Raw genomic sequence first — 19,398 nt, forward strand, 5'->3', positions numbered from 1 at the left:
CCCTTTCAGAACTTATCTAGCAGCCTTACGACTTGGCCAGGTTGCGCAGCACGTAATGAAGCACGCCGCCGTGTTCGATGTATTCGATCTCCGGCGCGGTATCGATCCGGCACTTCAGCGTGATGGTCTTCACGGTGCCATCGGCAAAAGTGATGTCGCAGGGCACGGCCTGCTGCGGCTCGATGGTGTCCAGACCGCGGATCGAAACGGTTTCCTCTCCGGTGAGGCCCAGCGACTTGCGGGTGTCGCCGCCGGTGAACTCGAACGGGATCACGCCCATGCCGACCAGGTTCGAGCGGTGGATGCGTTCGAAGCTTTCGGCTATCACGGCCTTGACGCCCAGCAGAGCGGTGCCTTTGGCTGCCCAGTCGCGCGACGAGCCCGCTCCATACTGTTCACCACCGAATACCACCAGCGGGGTGCCGTCGGCCTGATGCGCCATCGAGGCGTCGTAGATCGAGGTCTGTTCGCCATCGGGGCCCTTGGTATAACCGCCCTCGACGCCGTCCAGCATCTCGTTCTTGATGCGGATGTTGGCAAAGGTGCCGCGCATCATGATCTCGTGGTTGCCGCGGCGCGAGCCATAGGAGTTGAACTCACGCGGCTGAACCTGACGCTCCAGCAGATATTTGCCGGCCGGGGTGGTGGTGGCAAAGGAGCCCGCAGGCGAGATGTGGTCGGTGGTGACCATATCGCCCAGCACCGCCAGAACCTTGGCGTTCTCGATGTTCGAGATGGTGCCCGGCTCGGTGCCCATGCCCTGGAAATAAGGCGGGTTCTGAATGTAGGTCGAGGCTGCGGGCCAGTCATAGGTCTCCGCGTCGGTGATCTCGACGGCCTGCCACTTTTCGTCGCCCTTGAAAACATCGGCGTATTTCGACTGGAACGCCTCGCGGGTCACAGTCTGCTCGACCAGATCGGCGATTTCCTTCTGCGTCGGCCAGATGTCCTTGAGGTAGACGTCGTTGCCGTCCTTGTCCTGGCCGAGCGGTGCGGTGGTGATGTCGACATTCATGTCGCCAACCAGCGCATAGGCCACGACCAGCGGCGGCGAGGCCAGATAGTTGGCGCGCACGTCCGGCGAGATCCGGCCTTCGAAGTTGCGGTTGCCCGACAGCACCGAAACACCGATCAGATCATGATCATTGATGCATTTCGAGATTTCCTCGGCCAGCGGGCCGGAGTTGCCGATGCAGGTGGTACAGCCGTAGCCGACCAGGTTGAAGCCGATGGCATCCAGGTCCTTCTGCAGGTCCGCCGCTTCGAGATACTCGGAGACCACCTGCGAACCCGGCGCCAGCGAGGTCTTGACCCAGGGCTTGCGGGTCAGGCCCAGCGCGTGCGCCTTTTTCGCCACCAGACCCGCACCGATCATCACGTAGGGGTTCGAGGTGTTGGTGCAGGAGGTGATCGAGGCGATCACGATCGAGCCGTCGTGCAGCTGGTAATTGCCGTTTTCGGTGGTGACGTAGCCCAGCTTGTGGTGGCCTTCGTTGCCGGGGATTTCCTGCGGCTCGGGCTGGCCGCCCTCGGCCTCCCAGCGGCCCTCGGCGCGGGCGCTTGCGTCCTTGGCGCTGCGCTGGCCTTCCACATATTTGTGAAATGTGGCCGCGGCAGTGTCCAGCGCGATATAGTCCTGCGGCCGTTTCGGGCCGGAGATCGCGGGCACGATGGAACCCATGTCGAGGCTCAGGGTGTCGGTGTAGATCGGGTTGTAGGTCTCGTCGCGCCAGAAGCCGTTTTCCTTGGCATAGGCCTCGACCAGCGCGATGCGGTCCTCATCGCGGCCGGTGTTGCGCAGGTAGCGGATGGTTTCGGCGTCGATCGGGAAAAAGCCGCAGGTGGCACCGTATTCCGGCGCCATGTTGGCGATGGTCGCCCGGTCGGCCAGCGGCAGCTTGTCGAGACCGGAACCGTAGAATTCGACGAACTTGCCGACCACACCCAGCTCGCGCAGCATTTCCACGACCTTCAGAACCAGGTCGGTGCCGGTGGTGCCTTCGGTCATCTCGCCGGTCAGCTCGAACCCGACAACCTCGGGGATCAGCATCGAGATCGGCTGGCCCAGCATCGCCGCTTCGGCCTCGATACCGCCAACGCCCCAGCCCAGCACGGCCGCGCCGTTGACCATGGTGGTGTGGCTGTCGGTGCCGACCAGGGTGTCGGGATAGGCGACTTCATTGCCGTCCTGGTCGGTGTCGGTCCAAACCGTCTGGGCCAGATATTCCAGGTTCACCTGGTGGCAGATGCCGGTGCCCGGCGGCACAACGCGGAAGTTGTCGAATGCGGTCTGGCCCCATTTCAGGAATTGGTAGCGCTCCATGTTGCGCTCGTATTCGCGGTCAACGTTCATCTGGAACGCGCGCGGGTTGCCGAACTCGTCGATCATCACCGAATGGTCGATCACCAGGTCGACGGGAACCAGAGGGTTGATCTTGGCGGCCGAGCCTTTCAGGCCGACGATGCCGTCGCGCATTGCGGCCAGGTCCACAACGGCGGGAACACCGGTGAAGTCCTGCATCAGCACGCGGGCCGGGCGGTAGGCGATCTCGCGCGGGTTCTTGCCGCCCTTTTCGGCCCACTCACCGAACGCCTTGATGTCATCAGTGGACACGGAAAAGCCGCCGTCCTCGAAGCGCAGCATGTTTTCCAGCACCACCTTCAGCGCGGCCGGCAGTCTGGAGAAATCGCCAAAGCCGGCTTCAGTGGCTGCTGGGATGGAGTAAAAAGAGATCGACTTGCCGTTGACGCTGAGCGTTTTGCGCGCTTTGGCATTGTCCTGTCCGACGGTGATAGGCATGTTTGGCCTCCCTCAAGGATTTGAAATCGGGGAATTCGCTGCCAGCTAAATGCATGAGGACGATTAAGCATTCAATAGCCCAATCGACGCAGGGGGCACTTTTGTATGCAATAGTACACATTTTTTCAGTGCAACGCCGCTTCCACTGCTCAAATCCGGCTCAAAAATGATTGATTGGCGTATCTGCAGGCACACCATTAGACCAGAAGCCTAACAAACGCAGCGGGCGATTCATGAAAATTCTGGCGTCGATAGCAGCATCTTTGGCACTGGCCTTGCCGGTATACAGTCAATCGGCTGCGGAACCCGTGGTGGTGGAGCTTTATACGTCGCAGGGGTGTTCGTCCTGCCCTCCGGCCGATGCACTGTTGCATGAGCTGGCTGCGCGCAAGGATGTGCTGCCGCTGGCATTGCACGTGGATTACTGGGATTACATCGGCTGGAAGGATCAATTCGCCAAGCCGTCCCATACCAAGCGGCAAAAAGGCTATGCGCATGCGGGCGGCCGCAGGATGATCTATACGCCTCAAATGATCATCATGGGCCAGGATGATGTGGTCGGTGCCGATGCCATGAAAGCGGACGGCGCCATTGGCAAACACCAGTCGCGGCCGCGTCCGGTGTCGCTGTCGCTCGAGCGGAATGGCGAGGATCTGGTGATCCGGCTGCAGCCACGGGTGCAGATGGGGGATACGAGGCTGCTGGTGCAGCTGGTGCGCTACACGCCCGAACGGACCATTACGATCACCCGCGGTGAACTGGCGGGCAAGACCTTGAGCTATGCCAATGTGGTGGAAGACTGGCAGATCACCGCGGAATGGGACGGGGCAGGGGAGCTGGAACTGTCCGTCCCGGTGCCAGGAAGCCGGCCCGCTGCCGTATTGGTGCAAGAGGCGCCCTTTGGCCGTATCATTGCCGCTGCCCGGGCCGAGTAGAAACTGGCCTCAGCCCGCCTCGGGATTTGCCTTTCTGCCGGGCTTGGATACCGGCACATAGGGTTTCCAGCGCCGGTGGATCCAGAACCATTGGCCGGTGTGCTTGCGCACGATGGCTTCCAGATCCGCGCTCAAGGATTTGGTCATGGTAAGCGGATCTGAATGCGGGATCTCGGCGCTCATCACGATCTCAAAGTCCAGACCGTTGTCCTGGCGTACGGCATAGACAGGGATCACAGCGGCGCCGAATTTCAGCGCCAGTTCGGCCGGCACAGTAGAAGTGACTGCAGGCTTGCCGAAGAAATCGATCAGCTCTCCGCCCTGGGCGTGCAGATCGGTAACGATGGCCGCGATGCCGCCCTTTTTCAGATGCCGGACCAGCTCGACCATGCCGCGCTTGCCCTGCTCGAACAAGGGTTCGCCGTTGCCTTTGATGGCGGCAACATAGTGGTCATTGAAATAGGGGTTGGCCATCCGCCGGTAAAGCGCGCCCATCTCGAAACCACGGGCGAACAGGGCCGCGCGGGCAGCGTCATAATTGCCGAAATGAGCCGTTGCCAGCAGCACCGGGCGTCCTGCCGCCCGGGCCTCTTCCAGCGCTTTCAGGCCAGGGCCGGTAATGGGTGCTGCCTTGGCGCGGTCGTGAAAGGGGGCGCCGGCATAGATTTCGGCAATCATCCGGCCCGCATTGTTGCTGACGTCCCGGTACAGCGAGTCCGGGTCGATTTCTGACAGTTCGGGGCTGACAAGATCCAGGTTGATGCGGACCCGCTTGTCGAACCCGGCCAACCGGCCCATGGCCGTCACCAGCCGGCCCATCAAGGGCACTCTCAGCCGATAGGGGATCAGCCGCGTGCAGACCAGCAGCCCGCGCAGAAACAGGTTGCTGCCATAATATTTGACATGGCTCCAGGTGGAGAGCTCGGAAGGATCTACAGGCATGGCGTCTGGATGGCTGCGGCGCGGAAATGCGCCTGGAAGTCCGCATCATACGCAGCCGGAACGGCAGGTACAAGCAGCTCGCAGGCGCGGGCAGAATGGACCGCCCAGCTGCAGCGCCGGAAAGAGTGGCGGATTTTAGCCGTCTTCCGCCTCGTCCTCGTCGGATTTCAGGTCAATCTCGCCAGTGGCCACAAGATCCCGCATCGCCGAGATGATCAAGCTGAACGCAACCTCGCCATCGCTGCGTTTGACCTTGCCGCGCTCTCTCACTTCATCGCGGATGTTATCGGCCATCCGGCTGGACATGTTCTTGAGCAGGAATTCGTTGGTCGCAACATCTTCCTCTTCGGTGGCAAAGGCCATGGCCGTGACCATATCCGGCGGCGACAGCACCCGCATCAGCTTGGGCACGTCGATCGGGCGCATCCGTTTGGCGATCAGCGCGTAGGTGAAGATCGCTTTGCGCACCTTGGTGGCAAAATCCACATCTTCTTCGTCCAGCGCCGTCAGCACCTCGTCCCGTTTGGCGGCGGCGGCTTCGGTCAGAATGCCGCCAAGACGCTGGCCCGGGGTCTCATCAAAGGCGAGATCGGGCCGGGCTTCGACCTGAGCGGCAAGCGACAGGCCGATCCGATCCACGGTTTCAGGCGTGACGTTGGCGGTGTGGCTGACGGCATAGGTGATGCGGCGGGCAATCGGGCCGGGCAGGTGCACCAGCATTTGCGCGGCCTTGGCGGTGTCCAGCTTGGACAGCAGAACCGCGGCCACTTCAGTGCTTTCCGCCTCGGCCAATCCGGCCAGATCTTCGGGCGGCAGCTGTTTCAGGCGCTCCCAGGGATCGCCGAACTGGCGAACGCCCGCTTCTTTGCGGAGGCGGCTGTGGGTGTGGCGGCTGATCTTGCCTTGCATCGCGTTCAGCGCGCCGGCCAGACCATTGGGGAAATGCAGGCCGATATTGTCCAGAAGATCGGCAAATTCGCCCGCAACCGCGTTCAGCGTGTCGCGGTCGACAATGCTCATCTTACCCATCTGCTGGGTCAGTTCCAGCTGCAGGTCGTCCGGCAGTTCCTCCAGCGGGATTTCCGCGCCTTCATTCAGCAGCAGCCGGACGATGATTGCGGCTTTGGCCTTGCCGCTCAGCCCGCTGCCGCCCGCTGTGCCCAATCGGGCCGGGGTTCCGATCCCGCCCAGACCCGGGCTGCCTGAAGCCATCGGAAGCGCCAGCATGTTGTCTTGAGGCATTCTCGCACCCTACCAAAGATTCTTCTCAATCGTGGAGGCCAGGATACGCCGCAAGCCGTAAAGAAAGGCTGAAGCTAATAGTTGTAGGATGCACCTGTTTCCAAGGCGTTGCGCAGCGATGCTTCGGCCCAGCTGCCATCGCCGCCCCGTGCCTTGATCTCTTTCCACTGTATCAGGGCTGCGCCGTATTTGCCCTGTTCCACAAGGCCCTGGCCCATGTACGAACGGGCAAGAATATTATCCGGATTCCGCTTCAATGCCCGGTCATAGTAGGTTTGCGCCAGTTCCAAATTCCCGAGTTTACGGTGCGTGAAGCCCCAGTAGGTCAGCACCAGAGAGTCCTGCTGGTCCGGCATCGCGCGGAGCACCGACTGGGCGTCTTGCTGGCGGCCGGCATAGGCCAGCTCGCGCGCGGCATCCATCAGGCCCTGCTGGTTCAGGGAAGATTTCCTGGGTCGCACGCAACGTTTCTTGTTTGCGTCCCAGACCCGCTTGCCCTTGCAGGTCTTGGTGGTTTCGGAGGGCTTCGGCGGGTTCCAGTCATTGCCGCCTGCGGCATGGGCCGTGATCGGCAGGGTCAAGGCAGCGGCAAGAGCAAAAAAACGCATGTCGTGATCTCCTGGTGCGTAAAGTCGTGATCAATGTACGCCTGCAAGCCGCGGGCGGGCTAATTTTTTCATATCAAAAACGCGTTTGTGAAAACCTGCTGGTGCAAACAAAAAAACGCCCCGCCGGGATGGCGGGGCGCTGGAGGCTGTAAAGCAGGCCGGCTTACTCGCCAAACACCCGCTTGAAGATCGTATCAACATGTTTGGTGTGATAGCCCATGTCGAATTTCTCGTTGATCGCTTCTTCGCCCAGGGCCGCAACCACATCGGCATCGGCCAGCAGCAGTTCGCGGAAATCAACGCGGTCTTCCCAGACTTTCAGGGCGTTGCGCTGCACCATGGCATAGGCGTCCTCACGGCTGACACCCGCTTGAGTCAGCGCCAGAAGGACCCGCTGCGACATCACCAGGCCCGGGAATTTGTTCATGTTGTCCAGCATGTTCTCGGGGAACACCAGCATCTTGTCGATGACCCCCGCCAGGCGGTGCAGGGCGAAATCCAGGGTGACGGTCGCGTCGGGGCCGATGCCGCGTTCCACGGAGGAATGCGAGATGTCCCGTTCGTGCCACAGCGCCACGTTTTCCATCGCGGGCACAACAGTCATGCGGACCAGACGCGCCAGACCGGTCAGGTTTTCGGTCAGAACCGGGTTCTTCTTATGCGGCATCGCCGAGGAGCCTTTCTGGCCCATCGAGAAGAATTCGGCGCCTTCCAGCACTTCGGTACGCTGCATGTGGCGGATTTCCACAGCAACGTTTTCGATCGAGGACGCAATGACGCCGAGGGTGGCAAAGAACATCGCATGGCGGTCGCGCGGGATCACCTGGGTGGAGATCGGCTCAGGCCGCAGGCCCAGCTGTTCGCAGACATGCTCTTCGACCGCCGGGTCAACATTGGCAAAGGTGCCGACCGCGCCGGAGATCGCACCGGTGGCGACTTCCGCGCGGGCGGCGGCCAGGCGCTGCTTGTTGCGGTCCATCTCGGCGTAGAAACGGGCAAAGGTCAGCCCCATCGTGGTGGGTTCGGCATGGATGCCGTGGCTGCGGCCGACGCGCACGGTGTCCTTGTGCTCCAGCGCGCGCTTCTTCAGCGCGGCGAGCAACTTGTCCATGCCGTCCAGCAGGATGTCTGCGGCGCGCACCAGCTGTACATTCAGGCAGGTGTCCAGCACGTCCGACGACGTCATGCCCTGATGCACAAAGCGGGCCTCGTCACTGCCGACATGCTCAGCCAGATGGGTGAGGAAGGCGATCACGTCATGTTTGGTCACCGCTTCAATCTCGTCGATGCGGGCGACGTCGAATTCCACGTCCTTGGCTTTCCATACGGCGTCAGCGTTTTCGCGCGGGATCACGCCGAGGTTGGCCATCGCTTCGCAGGCATGGGCCTCGATCTCGTACCAGATCTTGAATTTGGTCTCAGGCGACCAGATGGCGACCATCTCGGGGCGGGCATAGCGGGGGATCATGGCGAAAGCACCTTTATGTGATTGTGCAGCAGATGCCCGGCCTCTTAGATCAGGAGCGGCAGGACAGCAAGGCTGGGAGACGGACATGAGGCAGATTGCCCTGATGATTGCGGTATCATTGCCCGTTTCACCGCTTGCGCCGCCGGGCCCAGGGCCGATGCCGTTGCAGGCTTCCCGCAAGGGCCGGGCGCGGGAGGTCCCTGATTTTAAAGTTGCCCGGTTGCCGCCCGAGTCGAGGTTTCCAGATGTGTCACCACCTTGGCGCCGTTTTCCAAGGTCCGATGCACCGGGCATTTATCGGCAATCTCCATCAGCTTGGCCCGCTGTTCGCCGCTCAAAGGGCCGCAGAGGTGGATCACCCGGGTGAACTGGTCGATTTTGGCCGGCCCCGTCGGCTGGGCATCCTGGGCATGGACCTTGTCATGGCTCACATCGACGCTGATCCCCTCCAGCGGCCACCCCTTGCGGCGGGCGTACATCCGCAGCGTCATCGAGGTGCAGGCGCCCAGCCCCGCCGCCACGAAGCCGTAGGGCGACATGCCACGGTTGGTGCCGCCATAGGCCAGCGGTTCATCCGCATAGGTGTGGTGATAGGGACCGGATTGCACATCCTGCAGGAACCCCTCCGGGTCCGCCTCTGTCACCCGCAGGATGCCTTCGGGCGCACCTGGCGGCGGCGCGGGCGGGGTCATGCCGACATAGCGCCCGGCCCAGGCGGCAATCACCTCGGCGGCATATTCCGCATCCGCAGCGCGGGTGATCAGGTGATCGGCGTCATCCAGGGTGACAAAGCTCTTGGGGTGTTTCGCGGCTGTAAAGATCGAAGCCGCATTGTCGATGCTTACCGTTTCATCCCGCGGGGCATGCAGCACCAGCAGTGCGGCCTTGAGGCCGGCAATCGCCGGCGCCAGCGCTTCAGCGTTTATGTCCTCGACAAACGCCTTGCCAATGATGAAAGGCCGCCCGCCCAGGCACACTTCCGCGCGGCCCTTGGCGTCAATTTCGGGCAAGGCAGCGTCGAAGTGGTGCGAGACATGGCCGGGATCGAACGGCGCACCCAGTGTCACCACGCCTTTGACCGACGGGATGCCGGCCCGTGCCCGCAGCACCGCCGCGCCGCCCAGCGAATGGCCGATCAGCAGCGATGGGGCCATGTCGCGGGACGCCAGATACTGCGCCGCCATAATCAGATCCGCGACATTGGAGCTGAAGGAGGTGTTCTCAAACTCCCCTTCGGAATGCCCCAGACCGGTAAAGTCGAACCGCAGCACTGCAATCCCCATTGCCGCCAGCCGCCCGGCGATGCGCCGCGCCGCCGGGATGTCCTTGGAACAGGTAAAGCAATGGGCAAACAGCGCCGTTGCCAGGACCGGTCCCTCGGGCAGGTCGAGCCGGGCAGCAAGGGTGTTTCCGGCATGGCCGGGAAAGGAGATGCGTTCAGCGGGCATGGGCGTGGCCTTTATTGGGTGTTCCGCTTAGATTGATCGCTCAATGGGACCTGAACAAGGCGGCAGCCTGCAACGTCACGGGAAGGTGAAGGCAGATGAGCGCAATGTGCCGGAACGGCAGTGGCGGCTACACGCCGCAAGCTGCACGCGATAGGGAGAAGAGGCAGTGTTTGCGGATGTTTGCAATCGCGCACGCTGGAAATTCGGCCGGTATACTGAGGCGGGCCTTGTTACCAGTTCGGCCTTTGTGATGTCGCCGGACACGACCTGCGTTTTGCTGACCCGTCACTGGAAGCTGGCCTCTGGCTGCAATTGGGCGGTGATTGCAACGGCTTTGCCGACGTTCTCCGAAAACAAGACAATGAAGAACGCGGGTATCGCGGGGCAAGCCGCTGTCTGAGCAGATGATTGACGTTGATATTTTTGAAATCCCGGAACCTGCGAAAGACTGCGCGCATCTGCAGTTTGACGTGCGGCATCTGTTCCAGACGGAGGCCGGGGAAATTGCGTTGCGCGGGGGGCATGCGCTGGCCTGGGATAAGCGCAGGTGCCTGACGGCGCCGCAGGGCATTCCGGCCCCTCCTGAACTGGAGGGACCGGTACAGGAAGGGCCGGCTGCCAGGGATCAGGCCTCGCCCAGCAGGTCCTTGTCGAACGGGTATTTGGTCAGGTTTTCATAGCCGTCCTCGGTGATCAGCACCTGGTCTTCCAGCTTGACCGAGAAATCGCCGCCTTCGGGGGAGATCAGCGCCTCGACACAGAGCACCATGCCCGGCTCAAGCTCATAGTCGAAGGCGCCTTCGACCATCTGATCCGGGTAGGCGACCAGCGGCCATTCATCACAGAGGCCGACGCCATGCATCATGCAGCCGTATTTCTGCTTCTGGAACTGCGGATCCAGCGGATGACAGGCCCTGGACAGGTCCTGAATGTTCACACCGGGCTTCAGCATCTCCATGTTGTGGCGGATATGCTCGACCCCGTGCTGCATGGCATATACCATGTCGGCGCGCGGTTTCTCGTCACCAATCCACCAGCTGCGCGAGATATCGATGCAGATCCCGTAAGAGCCGACCAGGTCGGTGTCAAAGCTGATCATCTCGTTGTTCTGGATGATGCGGGGGCCGCATTCCTGGAACCAGGGGTTGGTGCGCGGGCCGGAGGCGAGGAGGCGGGTTTCGATCCATTCGCCGCCGCGGCGGATGTTTTCGGCGTGAAGCACCGCCCAGACGTCGTCCTCCGAAATATTGCCGCCGGGTACCTGTTCGCGGGCAAACCGCTCCATTGCCGCTACGGCTGTTTCGCAGGCGTGGCTGGCGCAGCGCATGGCCAGAATCTCGTCCGGGCCTTTCACCGCGCGGCATTTCTCGGTCAGCTCTTCGCCAGGGAGGATCTCCAGCCCTTGCGCCTCCAGCGCGCGCAGCCCGTGCAGCATGATCTTGTCCACCGCCAGGCGCCTGTTGCTGCCGCTGTGCTCTTCCAGCAGCTTGCGGACCTCGTTGGAGAACACATCCGCCGCCACATCCACCTTGTCGCCGCGGTCGAAATAGAACAGATCGGCGCCAGCCCGCTGCTCGCGTACAAGCGGGTTGAACTCGCTGAGGAACGGTGACTGCTTGTAGTCCCACAGCACCATATAGCCGTCGGCGCAGATCAGCAGGGCGCGGAACGGATTGTGGGTGTTCCACAGCTGCATATTGGTGCTGTCGGTGGCATAGCGGATGTTCAGCGGGTCAAACACCAGAAGGCCGGCATAGCCGCGGTCATTGATGAACCGGGTCAGCCGCTCCCAGCGGAACTTGCGCATTTCCTGTAAGTCGGGCAGTTGCAGCCCGGCCTCGGCCCATTCGCCAAAAGCCAGCTGGGTCGGGCCGATCTCAACCCGGTCATTATTGTTCGGCGTGTTGTCGCCCAGGTTGGCGCCGCGGGTTGGGTCGATCTTGCGGATGTCGCGGTAATGCTCGTTCATGCGTGGCCTCCGTCGCTGCACAGGTCTGTCCAATGTGGCGGCGTCTGCTGCCGGAATCGCTGCAGAAAACGACGGGTTCTGCAGTCGTTTCTGACCTATGCATGCCCGGTTCAGCAACGTCGCGGAAAGCCGCTGTGCAGGCTGGACGGCCATCGTGCCGCTGCAACGCGCCTTGGTATCGGGAGCCGGACCTGCTTCTGCCGGGGGATTTCCTGCGCGGTGATATGCAGATGCGCTTGCTGCAGGCACACGCGTTTGTGTGCGCCCTTCACAGCCATCCGGCGCCCGGTCCTGGGGTCAGGGCAGCAGCGGACGCGCGGCCTGAACCATGCCGGCGCTTTCCAGATAGAGGAACAGAGCTGTCAGCAGCAACAGGTGGCTGATGAAGCGCAGGCGGCCAGTGCCGGCCAGGGTGACTGCGGCCAGGGCTGACGCCCGCAATTGGCTGCCCCAGCTGAGGCGCGCAAAGCCAGCCGGCTCCGGGTTGCGGATGCGGGCGTGGATCAGCCCGGCGCTGTCCGGGGCCGCGGCGCTGCCGCGGCTGCCATTGGCGGCCAGGAAGACCCGGTCGCAATGGGCTTCCAGCTCCAGCGCGGTTTGCTCAACCGGAGTGAAGCGTTCACGGCCGCGCAGCTTGGCCGGCCCGGTTTGCTGAGGTTGGCTTTCTAAGGCGTTTGCGGTGCCAGCGATGGGCGGATGCGGTTGTTCCGGCTGGCCGTTGCCGGCGGTAAACGCACCAAGGAACTGTTCGCAGGTCAGCGCGGTTCCGGTCTCCAGCCATTCGACGGAGGTCGCATCAACCTCTGGCAGCAGGCGCCGCAGCATTTCCGCCAGCAGCAGTTCCGAGATTTCCTGGTCGCAATAGCCGGGGAAGACCGGGGACAGTGACAATTCCAGGATCGCCGAGGGCTGCATTATGCTGCTGGTCAGTTTGCTGGAGCGCCGCAGGGGCACCCGGCGCAGCCGGACTGTCACATGATAATGGTCGCATTGCAGCCTGGCAGTGTTCTCGGCGCGGGCGGCAATCGTTTCGGCCGGATGGCCGAAATCCTCAAGCGTGTCCACAACCGCGGCAACCGCAGCCGAAAGAGTTCCGGTATCGCGGCTCTCCAGGCCCAGCCTGCCTGTGTGCTGTGTGGTTTCTGCCATCGTCCGGATCCTCCATTCAGGGTGCCGATGGAAGAAGGTTAAAATTTGAAGGAGTTCAAAGTGGGGCAGGAATTAAGGTTCTGACGAAAATGGCTGAACAGACGGCGGTAAAATACGGCGTTTGTGAAGGGTTTGATTTTAAATGATTTTCATCAAGATATGCGGGTGCTGCGGGCTGCAATACGGCTCAACTGTGGCGGGGGGCGGACACATTGATGCCCCAGAGCCTACAGTAATCCGGGAATCACCTGCACTGTTCCTGGGACGGTCAGCCGCTGGTGTCCGCAGCCCGCCAAAGACCGGGCGCAGATATCAGCCGTAGGTTGGGAAAGGCGACGGTCAGCGGTCGATCTGGCGCCCCATGATTGCCAGCGACTTCTGATAGACCGTCGCGGCGTTCCATTGCTTCAGAACCCGGTAGTTCGGCTCGCCCTGCTGATAGCCTTTGCCGGGCTTCCAGCCCTTTTGGCGCAGGTAATTCGCAGTGGAGGCCATCGCATCCCCCATGTTGTAGAAATCCACCCGCCCGTTGCCGTCCCAGTCAATCCCGTATTGCAGCGCATTGCCAGGCAGGAACTGGGTATGGCCCAGCTCGCCATGTCTGGCGCCCAGAGTGGCCGTGGTGATGGCGCCTTGGTCCACCAGTTTCAGCGCCCCTAGCGCATGCGGGCGGAAGAAATCAGAGCGCCGGCAATCGTAGGTCAGCGTCACGATGGCCGAAACCACCTGGCTGTCGCCCATATAGTTGCCAAACGCGGTCTCCATTCCATGGATGGCAATCAGCACGCCGGCCGGCACGCCGTATTTACGCTCCAGTGCAGCATAGAACTCCGGGTTGCGTGCCTTTCGCTTGCGGCCCTGCGCCACAATGGTCGCTGACCCGCGGATCTGCATGAACTTCTCCAGCGAGTATTTGAAGCTCTTCTGGTTGCGGTCGGCAGAGATGGTGCGGCTGGCATATTGCGCATTGGCCAGCGCCTGCAGCCCCGCCTTGCGCACGCCTGCGCGTTTGGCCTCGCGCTGGAAGTCCTGCTTCCAGGTCTCAAACCCGGAAGACGTATTGCCGCAGGTGGCGGCCAGGGCAGGGGAAGCAAGCAGGGCGGAAATCAGGGCAGGGGCAATCAGCCGGCGCATGAAAGAACTCTCAAAATGTGACTCGTGCCTTGCAGCCTAACGTGCTGGCAGCCGGTGTCTAACGGGAAAAACCGGGTATGGTTCGTATTTATCTAGGTGAAGGCTGTTCCGGCTGCCAGGGCAAGGCCGTCGGCCACGGCCGTCATGGCATTTCCAGTTTCAACGCGGGCGTTTGGGCAGATGCTGCGCATTTGGGCCTGAACCGCCGCCAAAAGCGAAGAGCCGCCGACCAGCACGATCCGGTCGACGCTGCCGGCTGTGAGCCCGGCCTGCGCCAGTGTCTCAGCCGCGCAAGCGCCGATGGCTGCGGTCTGCTCTGCCAGTGTCTGGTTCATCTCCGAGGCGGGCAGCGGCACGGACAGGCCGCGCTGCAGCAGCTTCAGGTCGATCGCCGCCGCGCCGCCCGCCGTGTTGGCCTGGATCTTGCCGCGCTCGACAGCAAAAGCCAGCTCGTGGCCCAGTTCATCCTCCAGCACCGAAACCAGGCGGGCCAGCATGTCCGGTTCAACTGCATTGGCGGCCAGGTCCTTTGCTGCCCTGCGGCTTTCCGGGCTGTAGAGGAAAGGGATCATCTGCCAGGTGGCCAGATCATTGAACAACCGGTTCGGCGCCGGCAGGGTGCCGCCGCCGAAGGTGTTGCGGATCTGGCTGCCGCGTCCCAGCAGCGGCATCACATGATGAATGCTCAGCTGCCGGTCAAAATCGGTGCCGCCCAGCCGCACCCCATGCGAGGCCAGGATGCGGGTGGTGTCGTTTTTATCCTGTTCAAAGGCGGTGAAGTCCGAGGTGCCGCCGCCGATATCGACAATCAGCCCGCAGCCCGGTGCAGGCGCGGCGGCCCTTAAGGCTGCTTCCGGCTCATACATGAACAGCACATCCTGAAAGCCGGCCTCCAGGTAACAAGCACGCAGGTCTTTTTCCGCCTGGATGTTGCGGGTTTCATCTTTGGAATGAAACCGCACCGGCCGGCCGGACAGGGCATGGGTGAACTCCATATGCGTGGCTGTCTCGGCGCGCCGTTTCATCTCTGCCAGAAAGCGGGCAATGAGGGTTCCGAAACTGATCCGCTCGCCGCCTAGCCGTCGTTCCTCATGCAGCAGCGGGGTGCCCAGCAGGCTTTTCAAGGCCCGCATGAAACGCCCCTCGTCCCCGCTGATCAGTGCGCGTGTCGCGCTGTGGCCGATCCGCATTCTGCGGCTGCCTTCGTCAAAAAACACTGCAGTGGGCAGGGTTTGTTCACCCGGTTCCATCTCAACCAGCCATGGCCGGCCTGCCACGGCAATCCCCGCTGCTGAATTGGAGGTGCCGAAATCGATACCAAGGGTGTTGGGGGCAGTCATGGAAAAGGCTCCTTTCACAGGCGGGGAGCGGGCCGGAATACAGCAGCCGCAAAACAAGGGCAAGAAAAAGCCGCCCTGCCTGCGGGAGCACCGAAAGCCGGAACGCCTGTCAGCCGAACGCGCCCCGTGAATGAGAAAAAGGGCGCCCCGAGGGACGCCCTTTCAAATTCATGGCTCTGCACCTTAGCAGCTGTAGTACATGCCGAATTCGACCGGATGCGGGGTGTGCTCGTATTTGTGCACCTCTTCCATCTTCAGCTCGATATAGCCGTCGATCTGGTCCTTGGTGAACACGTCGCCCTGCAGCAGGAAGTCGTGGTCGGCGGCCAGCGCGTCAACAGCTTCGCGCAGGCTGCCGCAGACGGTCGGGATGCCTTCCAGCTCTTCGGCCGGCAGATCGTACAGGTTCTTGTCCATGGCTTCGCCCGGGTCGATCTTGTTGCGGATGCCGTCCAGGCCGGCCATCAGCAGCGCGGCAAAGCACAGGTAGGGGTTGGCCGCCGGATCGGGGAAACGGGCCTCGACACGCTTGGCTTTCGGGCTTTCGGTCCACGGGATCCGCACGCAGCCGGAGCGGTTGCGGGCGGAATAGGCGCGCAGAACCGGGGCTTCAAAGCCCGGGATCAGGCGCTTGTAGGAGTTGGTGGACGGGTTGGTGAAGGCATTCAGGGTCTTGGAATGCTTCAGGATGCCGCCGATGAAATACAACGCTTCCTGGCTGAGGTCGGCGTATTTGTCGCCGGCAAACAGCGGCTTGCCGTCCTTCCAGATCGACATGTTGACGTGCATGCCGGTGCCGTTGTCGCCATAGATCGGCTTCGGCATGAAGGTCGCCGACTTGCCATAGGCCTGGGCCACGTTGTGCACCACGTATTTGTACTTCTGGATCTCGTCGGCCTGCTTGGTAAGCGAGCCGAAGATCAGGCCCAGCTCGTGCTGGCAGGAGGCCACTTCGTGGTGATGCTTGTCGACCTTCATGCCGAGGCGCTTCATGGTCGAGAGCATCTCGGAACGGATGTCCTGGCCGTCGTCGGTCGGGTTGACCGGGAAGTAGCCGCCCTTGAGACCCGGACGGTGGCCGGTGTTGCCCATCTCGTATTCGGTGTCGGTGTTCCACGAGCCGTCGATCGCGTCGACCTCGTAGGAGACCTTGTTGATGGTGTTCGAGAAGCGAACGTCGTCGAACAGGAAGAACTCGGCCTCAGGGCCCCAGAACGAGCTGTCACCGATGCCGGAGGACTTGAGGTAGGCCTCGGCCTTCTCGGCGGTGCCGCGCGGGTCGCGGTTGTAGGCCTCGTTGGTGTCGGGCTCGACGACCGAGCAATGCACGCAGACGGTCTTCTCGGCATAGAACGGGTCGATATAGGCGCTTTCGGTGTCGGGCATCAGCTTCATGTCAGAAGCTTCGATCGACTTCCAGCCGGCGATGGAGGAGCCGTCGAACATGAAGCCCTCTTCGAGGAAATCCTCGTCGACTTCGCTTTCGATCACGGTCACGTGCTGCAGCCGGCCGCGCGGGTCGGTGAAGCGGATGTCGACGTATGCGACGTCTTCGTCCTTGATCAGCTTGAGCAGGTCTTTTGCGCTCATTTGGTCATTCCCTTGTTGCTTTGGTTGGTCGCGGTCCCGGAGCCGGTCCGGGATCGCACGATGGGTCACGCCCTGCAGGAGGCCCCGGACCGGGGTCCGGGGCGCGCGAGGTCCTGTGTCAGAGGGCGTCGGAGCCGGTTTCGCCGGTCCGGATGCGGATGGCCTGTTCGACCGGGGTGACGAAGATCTTGCCGTCGCCGATCTTGTCGGTCTTGGCGGCCTCGACAATGGCCTCGATCGCGCCGTCGACCTGATCGTCGTCGAGCACAACCTCGATCTTCACCTTGGGCAGGAAATCCACCACATATTCCGCGCCGCGGTAGAGCTCGGTATGGCCTTTTTGCCGTCCGAAGCCCTTGACCTCGACCACGCTGAGGCCCTGGACGCCAACGTCCTGCAGCGCCTCCTTGACCTCATCAAGCTTGAACGGCTTGATGATCGCCTCGATTTTCTTCATGTGGTGCCTCCTCGCAAAGGGTGTTGAGCCGCTCAGACCACTTCTCACCTGAGGCTACAATTGTGTAGGGTCCGGGAGCGGCGGTTTTGGCCAGCGGTGAAATACATGCGCCTAAAGAACGGGCGATTTGCGTAATAATCAAGCAGAAATGAATCCGGAGGGATGATGAGGGATTTGCTGACCGCCGCGGGGATGCGCGCCGTCGAACGGGCCGCGATCCAAAGCGGCGCGGTGACCGGTGCCGCGCTGATGGAGCGGGCCGGGCAGGGGGTGGTTGCGGCGGTCCTCGAGACATGGCCGGAGCTGGCCGAGGGCGCGCGATCCGCGACCGTGCTGTGCGGCCCCGGCAACAACGGCGGCGACGGGTTCGTGGTGGCCCGGCTGTTGCGGGCGCGCGGCTGGCAGGTGTCGGTGTTCCTCTACGGTGACGCCGCCAAGCTGCCCCCGGACGCGCGGACGAACCACCAGCGCTGGTGCGAGCTGGGCGAGGTGCGGCCGCTGACCGGTGCGGCGTTGGCCGCGCGGGGCGTCTGCGATCTTAGTGTCGACGCGCTCTTTGGCACCGGGCTGACCCGGCCGCTGCAGGGTGAACTGGCCGCAGCACTCGAAGGGCGGCCGTCGCAGGACTGGCCGCGCCGCGTTGCCGTGGATGTGCCGAGCGGCCTTTGCGCCGACAGTGGCAGGCTGCTGGCGGACCGCGATGCGGCGCCGGCTGTCCGGGCGGACCTGACGGTCAGCTTTCACAGTGCCAAACCGGGGCATGTCCTGTCGGATGGCCCCGAGCTCTGCGGCGCTCTGGTGGTCAAGGACATCGGCCTTGATGCGGAGGGGCCTGGGACGGAGACCCTGCGCCTGACCGGCCGTCCAGAGGGCCTGGGCAAGGACGCGGGGCACAAGTTCTCTCATGGCCACGCGCTTGTGCTCACCGGCGGCTTCGGGCGGACCGGCGCGGCGCGTCTGGCGGCGCGCGGCGCGCTGCGGATCGGTGCGGGGCTGGTGACGCTGGGCGCCCCCGGCGCGGCGCAGATGGAGGTGGCCTGCCAGATCACCGGGCTGATGCTGACCCGGGTCGAAGACGCTGACGGTCTGGCGCAGGTGCTGCAGGACGGGCGGATAGGCGCGCTTTGCCTCGGGCCAGGGCTGGGGCTTGATCGCGCGCGGGCGCTGGTGCCGGTGGCGCTGGCCAGCGGGCAGTCAGACCCCTCGCGGCCCAGCGTGGTGCTGGATGCAGATGCGCTGACCGCCTATCGCGAGGACCCGGACGCGCTGTTTGCCCGGCTGCACGCGGGCTGCGTGCTCACCCCGCATGATGGCGAGTTTGCCCGGCTGTTTCCGGATCTCGCGAAGAGGCTCCGCGAGGCGCCGAAGAGCGGCCCGGCCTTCTCGCGCATCGATGCGGCGCGCGTCGCCGCCGGTCGTGCGGGGTGCACGGTGGTGCTGAAGGGCCCCGACTCGGTGATCGCCGATCCAGAGGGCCGCGCCGTCGTCAATGCCGCGGTCTATGACCGCGCCGCGCCCTGGCTTGCCACCGCAGGCAGCGGCGACGTTCTGGCCGGTTTCGTCACTGGCCTGCTGGCGCGCGGGATGGCACCGATGCCGGCGGCAGAGGCCGCCACCTGGCTGCATGTGGAGAGCGCGCTGCGGATCGGCCCGGGCCTGATTGCCGAGGATCTGCCGGAGGCGCTGCCGCAGGTGTTGCGCGCGCTTCAGGCCGCCGGTTGAGGCGCGGCGGTGGCGCAAGCGATTTCGATCCCGTCGGCATAAAGGATATGCGGGCGATCAAACCGCAGCTCGATCAGTCGCAGGGTCTCGCGCGCGCCGAGGGTGACGAACTGGCCATCAACCAGCCGGGATATCGGCACCATCACCTGGCTGGCGCCAAACAGCGCCTGCGCCCGCCAGTCGCGCACCAGAACCGGTTGGGTGGCTGGCAGCACCAGGTCATCTTCGGGGCGGGTGTGGCCCTGCGATCCGGCCTTGATCCGAACGGTGACGCAACTCACCTCGCGCAGGGTGACCGAGCCCAGCCGCACCATGCCGCTGTCGCGGGTGATGATGCGGTCGCCGGGGCTCAGGTATTGCACCGGGAGGTCGCCCTCCATCGTCCACAGCCGGGTGCCGGCCAGCAGGCCGCTCACGACAGTCGCGGGCGCACTTCCTCGATGGCTGACGCGTGTCTCACGGCCACCTCCGGGGGTGCTGTGTTCGCTGACACCGGGGGTGTCACGTTCCGCGCGCTGCTGGGTCCCGACGGTGACCGTCGGAATGACATGCTCTACTGCGCGCCCGACCTCTTTGGGTTCCATGGGCATACCT

General features: G+C 63.2%; 17 protein-coding genes. 4 read left to right on the forward strand and 13 right to left on the reverse strand.

Going from position 1 to position 19,398, the window contains the following annotated elements; genetic code table 11:
• Nucleotides 1-25: 25 nt before the first annotated feature.
• The gene (acnA, locus tag VOI29_RS05010; RefSeq protein WP_323776426.1) at nt 26-2,800 is read right to left on the reverse strand and encodes an aconitate hydratase AcnA; all 2,775 of its coding nucleotides are present in this window, start codon (nt 2,798-2,800) and stop codon (nt 26-28) included.
• A gap of 233 nt (nt 2,801-3,033) precedes the next feature.
• Between acnA and VOI29_RS05015 the strand changes: the two genes are divergently transcribed.
• Entirely contained in the window at nt 3,034-3,735 is a 702-nt protein-coding gene (locus tag VOI29_RS05015) for a DUF1223 domain-containing protein (protein ID WP_323776428.1), read from the forward strand.
• 9 nt (nt 3,736-3,744) lie between these two features.
• On the opposite strand, the gene VOI29_RS05020 is transcribed toward VOI29_RS05015, so the two are convergent.
• The 3 genes from VOI29_RS05020 to VOI29_RS05030 all read right to left on the reverse strand — a co-directional run bounded on the left by VOI29_RS05020 (nt 3,745) and on the right by VOI29_RS05030 (nt 6,527).
• A complete protein-coding gene (locus VOI29_RS05020; RefSeq protein WP_323776430.1) occupies nt 3,745-4,677 on the reverse strand; it encodes a lysophospholipid acyltransferase family protein in 933 nt (310 codons plus the stop codon).
• 135 nt (nt 4,678-4,812) lie between these two features.
• Entirely contained in the window at nt 4,813-5,919 is a 1,107-nt protein-coding gene (locus VOI29_RS05025) for a flagellar motor switch protein FliG (protein ID WP_323776431.1), read from the reverse strand.
• Nucleotides 5,920-5,993: 74 nt separating this feature from the next.
• Nucleotides 5,994-6,527: a tetratricopeptide repeat protein gene (locus tag VOI29_RS05030; protein ID WP_323776433.1), complete on the reverse strand. Its 534-nt coding sequence runs from the start codon at nt 6,525-6,527 to the stop codon at nt 5,994-5,996.
• A 14-nt stretch (nt 6,528-6,541) separates the two neighbouring features.
• Here VOI29_RS05030 and VOI29_RS05035 point away from each other — a divergent pair, with 14 nt between their 5' ends.
• On the forward strand, nt 6,542-6,679 hold the full coding sequence (locus VOI29_RS05035) for a hypothetical protein (RefSeq protein WP_323776435.1): 138 nt from the start codon (nt 6,542-6,544) through the stop codon (nt 6,677-6,679).
• Between the two features lie 11 nt (nt 6,680-6,690).
• Here VOI29_RS05035 and purB read toward each other — a convergent pair whose 3' ends face one another.
• Nucleotides 6,691-7,995 carry an adenylosuccinate lyase gene (gene purB, locus VOI29_RS05040; protein ID WP_024089876.1) on the reverse strand — a complete coding sequence of 435 codons (1,305 nt, stop codon included), beginning with the start codon at nt 7,993-7,995 and terminating at the stop codon, nt 6,691-6,693.
• A gap of 206 nt (nt 7,996-8,201) precedes the next feature.
• Nucleotides 8,202-9,443: a bifunctional alpha/beta hydrolase/OsmC family protein gene (locus VOI29_RS05045; protein ID WP_323776438.1), complete on the reverse strand. Its 1,242-nt coding sequence runs from the start codon at nt 9,441-9,443 to the stop codon at nt 8,202-8,204.
• A 166-nt stretch (nt 9,444-9,609) separates the two neighbouring features.
• Between VOI29_RS05045 and VOI29_RS05050 the strand changes: the two genes are divergently transcribed.
• Nucleotides 9,610-9,843 (forward strand): hypothetical protein, encoded by a 234-nt coding sequence (locus tag VOI29_RS05050; RefSeq protein WP_323776439.1) that lies wholly within the window; start codon nt 9,610-9,612, stop codon nt 9,841-9,843.
• A 225-nt stretch (nt 9,844-10,068) separates the two neighbouring features.
• Here VOI29_RS05050 and dddP read toward each other — a convergent pair whose 3' ends face one another.
• The 6 genes from dddP to VOI29_RS05080 all read right to left on the reverse strand — a co-directional run bounded on the left by dddP (nt 10,069) and on the right by VOI29_RS05080 (nt 17,082).
• Nucleotides 10,069-11,412: a dimethylsulfonioproprionate lyase DddP gene (dddP, locus tag VOI29_RS05055; protein ID WP_323776441.1), complete on the reverse strand. Its 1,344-nt coding sequence runs from the start codon at nt 11,410-11,412 to the stop codon at nt 10,069-10,071.
• Nucleotides 11,413-11,709: 297 nt separating this feature from the next.
• Nucleotides 11,710-12,561, reverse strand: coding sequence for a hypothetical protein (locus VOI29_RS05060; protein ID WP_323776442.1), 852 nt, complete (start codon nt 12,559-12,561; stop codon nt 11,710-11,712).
• A gap of 339 nt (nt 12,562-12,900) precedes the next feature.
• Complete coding sequence (locus VOI29_RS05065; protein ID WP_323776444.1) at nt 12,901-13,695, reverse strand: lytic murein transglycosylase; 795 nt, start codon at nt 13,693-13,695, stop codon at nt 12,901-12,903.
• Nucleotides 13,696-13,787: 92 nt separating this feature from the next.
• On the reverse strand, nt 13,788-15,035 hold the full coding sequence (locus VOI29_RS05070; protein WP_323776445.1) for an Hsp70 family protein: 1,248 nt from the start codon (nt 15,033-15,035) through the stop codon (nt 13,788-13,790).
• A 183-nt stretch (nt 15,036-15,218) separates the two neighbouring features.
• Entirely contained in the window at nt 15,219-16,625 is a 1,407-nt protein-coding gene (gene glnA / locus VOI29_RS05075) for a type I glutamate--ammonia ligase (RefSeq protein WP_323776447.1), read from the reverse strand.
• A gap of 118 nt (nt 16,626-16,743) precedes the next feature.
• Nucleotides 16,744-17,082 (reverse strand): P-II family nitrogen regulator, encoded by a 339-nt coding sequence (locus VOI29_RS05080; protein ID WP_048531347.1) that lies wholly within the window; start codon nt 17,080-17,082, stop codon nt 16,744-16,746.
• Nucleotides 17,083-17,247: 165 nt separating this feature from the next.
• Between VOI29_RS05080 and VOI29_RS05085 the strand changes: the two genes are divergently transcribed.
• Entirely contained in the window at nt 17,248-18,804 is a 1,557-nt protein-coding gene (locus VOI29_RS05085) for an NAD(P)H-hydrate dehydratase (RefSeq protein ID WP_323765490.1), read from the forward strand.
• Here VOI29_RS05085 and VOI29_RS05090 read toward each other — a convergent pair.
• Nucleotides 18,789-19,398: Hint domain-containing protein (locus tag VOI29_RS05090; RefSeq protein WP_323776449.1), on the reverse strand; the 610-nt coding region annotated here is incomplete at its 5' end. The two genes, VOI29_RS05085 and VOI29_RS05090, sit on opposite strands and share 16 nt — an antisense overlap.

Source organism: Leisingera sp., from assembly GCF_034669605.1.
Classification (GTDB): Bacteria; Pseudomonadota; Alphaproteobacteria; order Rhodobacterales; family Rhodobacteraceae; genus Leisingera.

Bases quoted from the DNA above. Each gene is read 5' to 3' on its own strand.
- VOI29_RS05065 (WP_323776444.1), bottom strand. From the start codon at position 13,695: ATGCGCCGGCTGATTGCCCCTGCCCTGATTTCCGCCCTGCTTGCTTCC.
- VOI29_RS05020 (WP_323776430.1), bottom strand. From the start codon at position 4,677: ATGCCTGTAGATCCTTCCGAGCTCTCCACCTGGAGCCATGTCAAATAT.
- VOI29_RS05030 (WP_323776433.1), bottom strand. From the start codon at position 6,527: ATGCGTTTTTTTGCTCTTGCCGCTGCCTTGACCCTGCCGATCACGGCC.
- dddP (WP_323776441.1), bottom strand. From the start codon at position 11,412: ATGAACGAGCATTACCGCGACATCCGCAAGATCGACCCAACCCGCGGC.
- purB (WP_024089876.1), bottom strand. From the start codon at position 7,995: ATGATCCCCCGCTATGCCCGCCCCGAGATGGTCGCCATCTGGTCGCCT.
- VOI29_RS05070 (WP_323776445.1), bottom strand. From the start codon at position 15,035: ATGACTGCCCCCAACACCCTTGGTATCGATTTCGGCACCTCCAATTCA.
- VOI29_RS05060 (WP_323776442.1), bottom strand. From the start codon at position 12,561: ATGGCAGAAACCACACAGCACACAGGCAGGCTGGGCCTGGAGAGCCGC.
- VOI29_RS05085 (WP_323765490.1), top strand. From the start codon at position 17,248: ATGAGGGATTTGCTGACCGCCGCGGGGATGCGCGCCGTCGAACGGGCC.
- glnA (WP_323776447.1), bottom strand. From the start codon at position 16,625: ATGAGCGCAAAAGACCTGCTCAAGCTGATCAAGGACGAAGACGTCGCA.
- VOI29_RS05080 (WP_048531347.1), bottom strand. From the start codon at position 17,082: ATGAAGAAAATCGAGGCGATCATCAAGCCGTTCAAGCTTGATGAGGTC.
- acnA (WP_323776426.1), bottom strand. From the start codon at position 2,800: ATGCCTATCACCGTCGGACAGGACAATGCCAAAGCGCGCAAAACGCTC.
- VOI29_RS05025 (WP_323776431.1), bottom strand. From the start codon at position 5,919: ATGCCTCAAGACAACATGCTGGCGCTTCCGATGGCTTCAGGCAGCCCG.
- VOI29_RS05015 (WP_323776428.1), top strand. From the start codon at position 3,034: ATGAAAATTCTGGCGTCGATAGCAGCATCTTTGGCACTGGCCTTGCCG.
- VOI29_RS05045 (WP_323776438.1), bottom strand. From the start codon at position 9,443: ATGCCCGCTGAACGCATCTCCTTTCCCGGCCATGCCGGAAACACCCTT.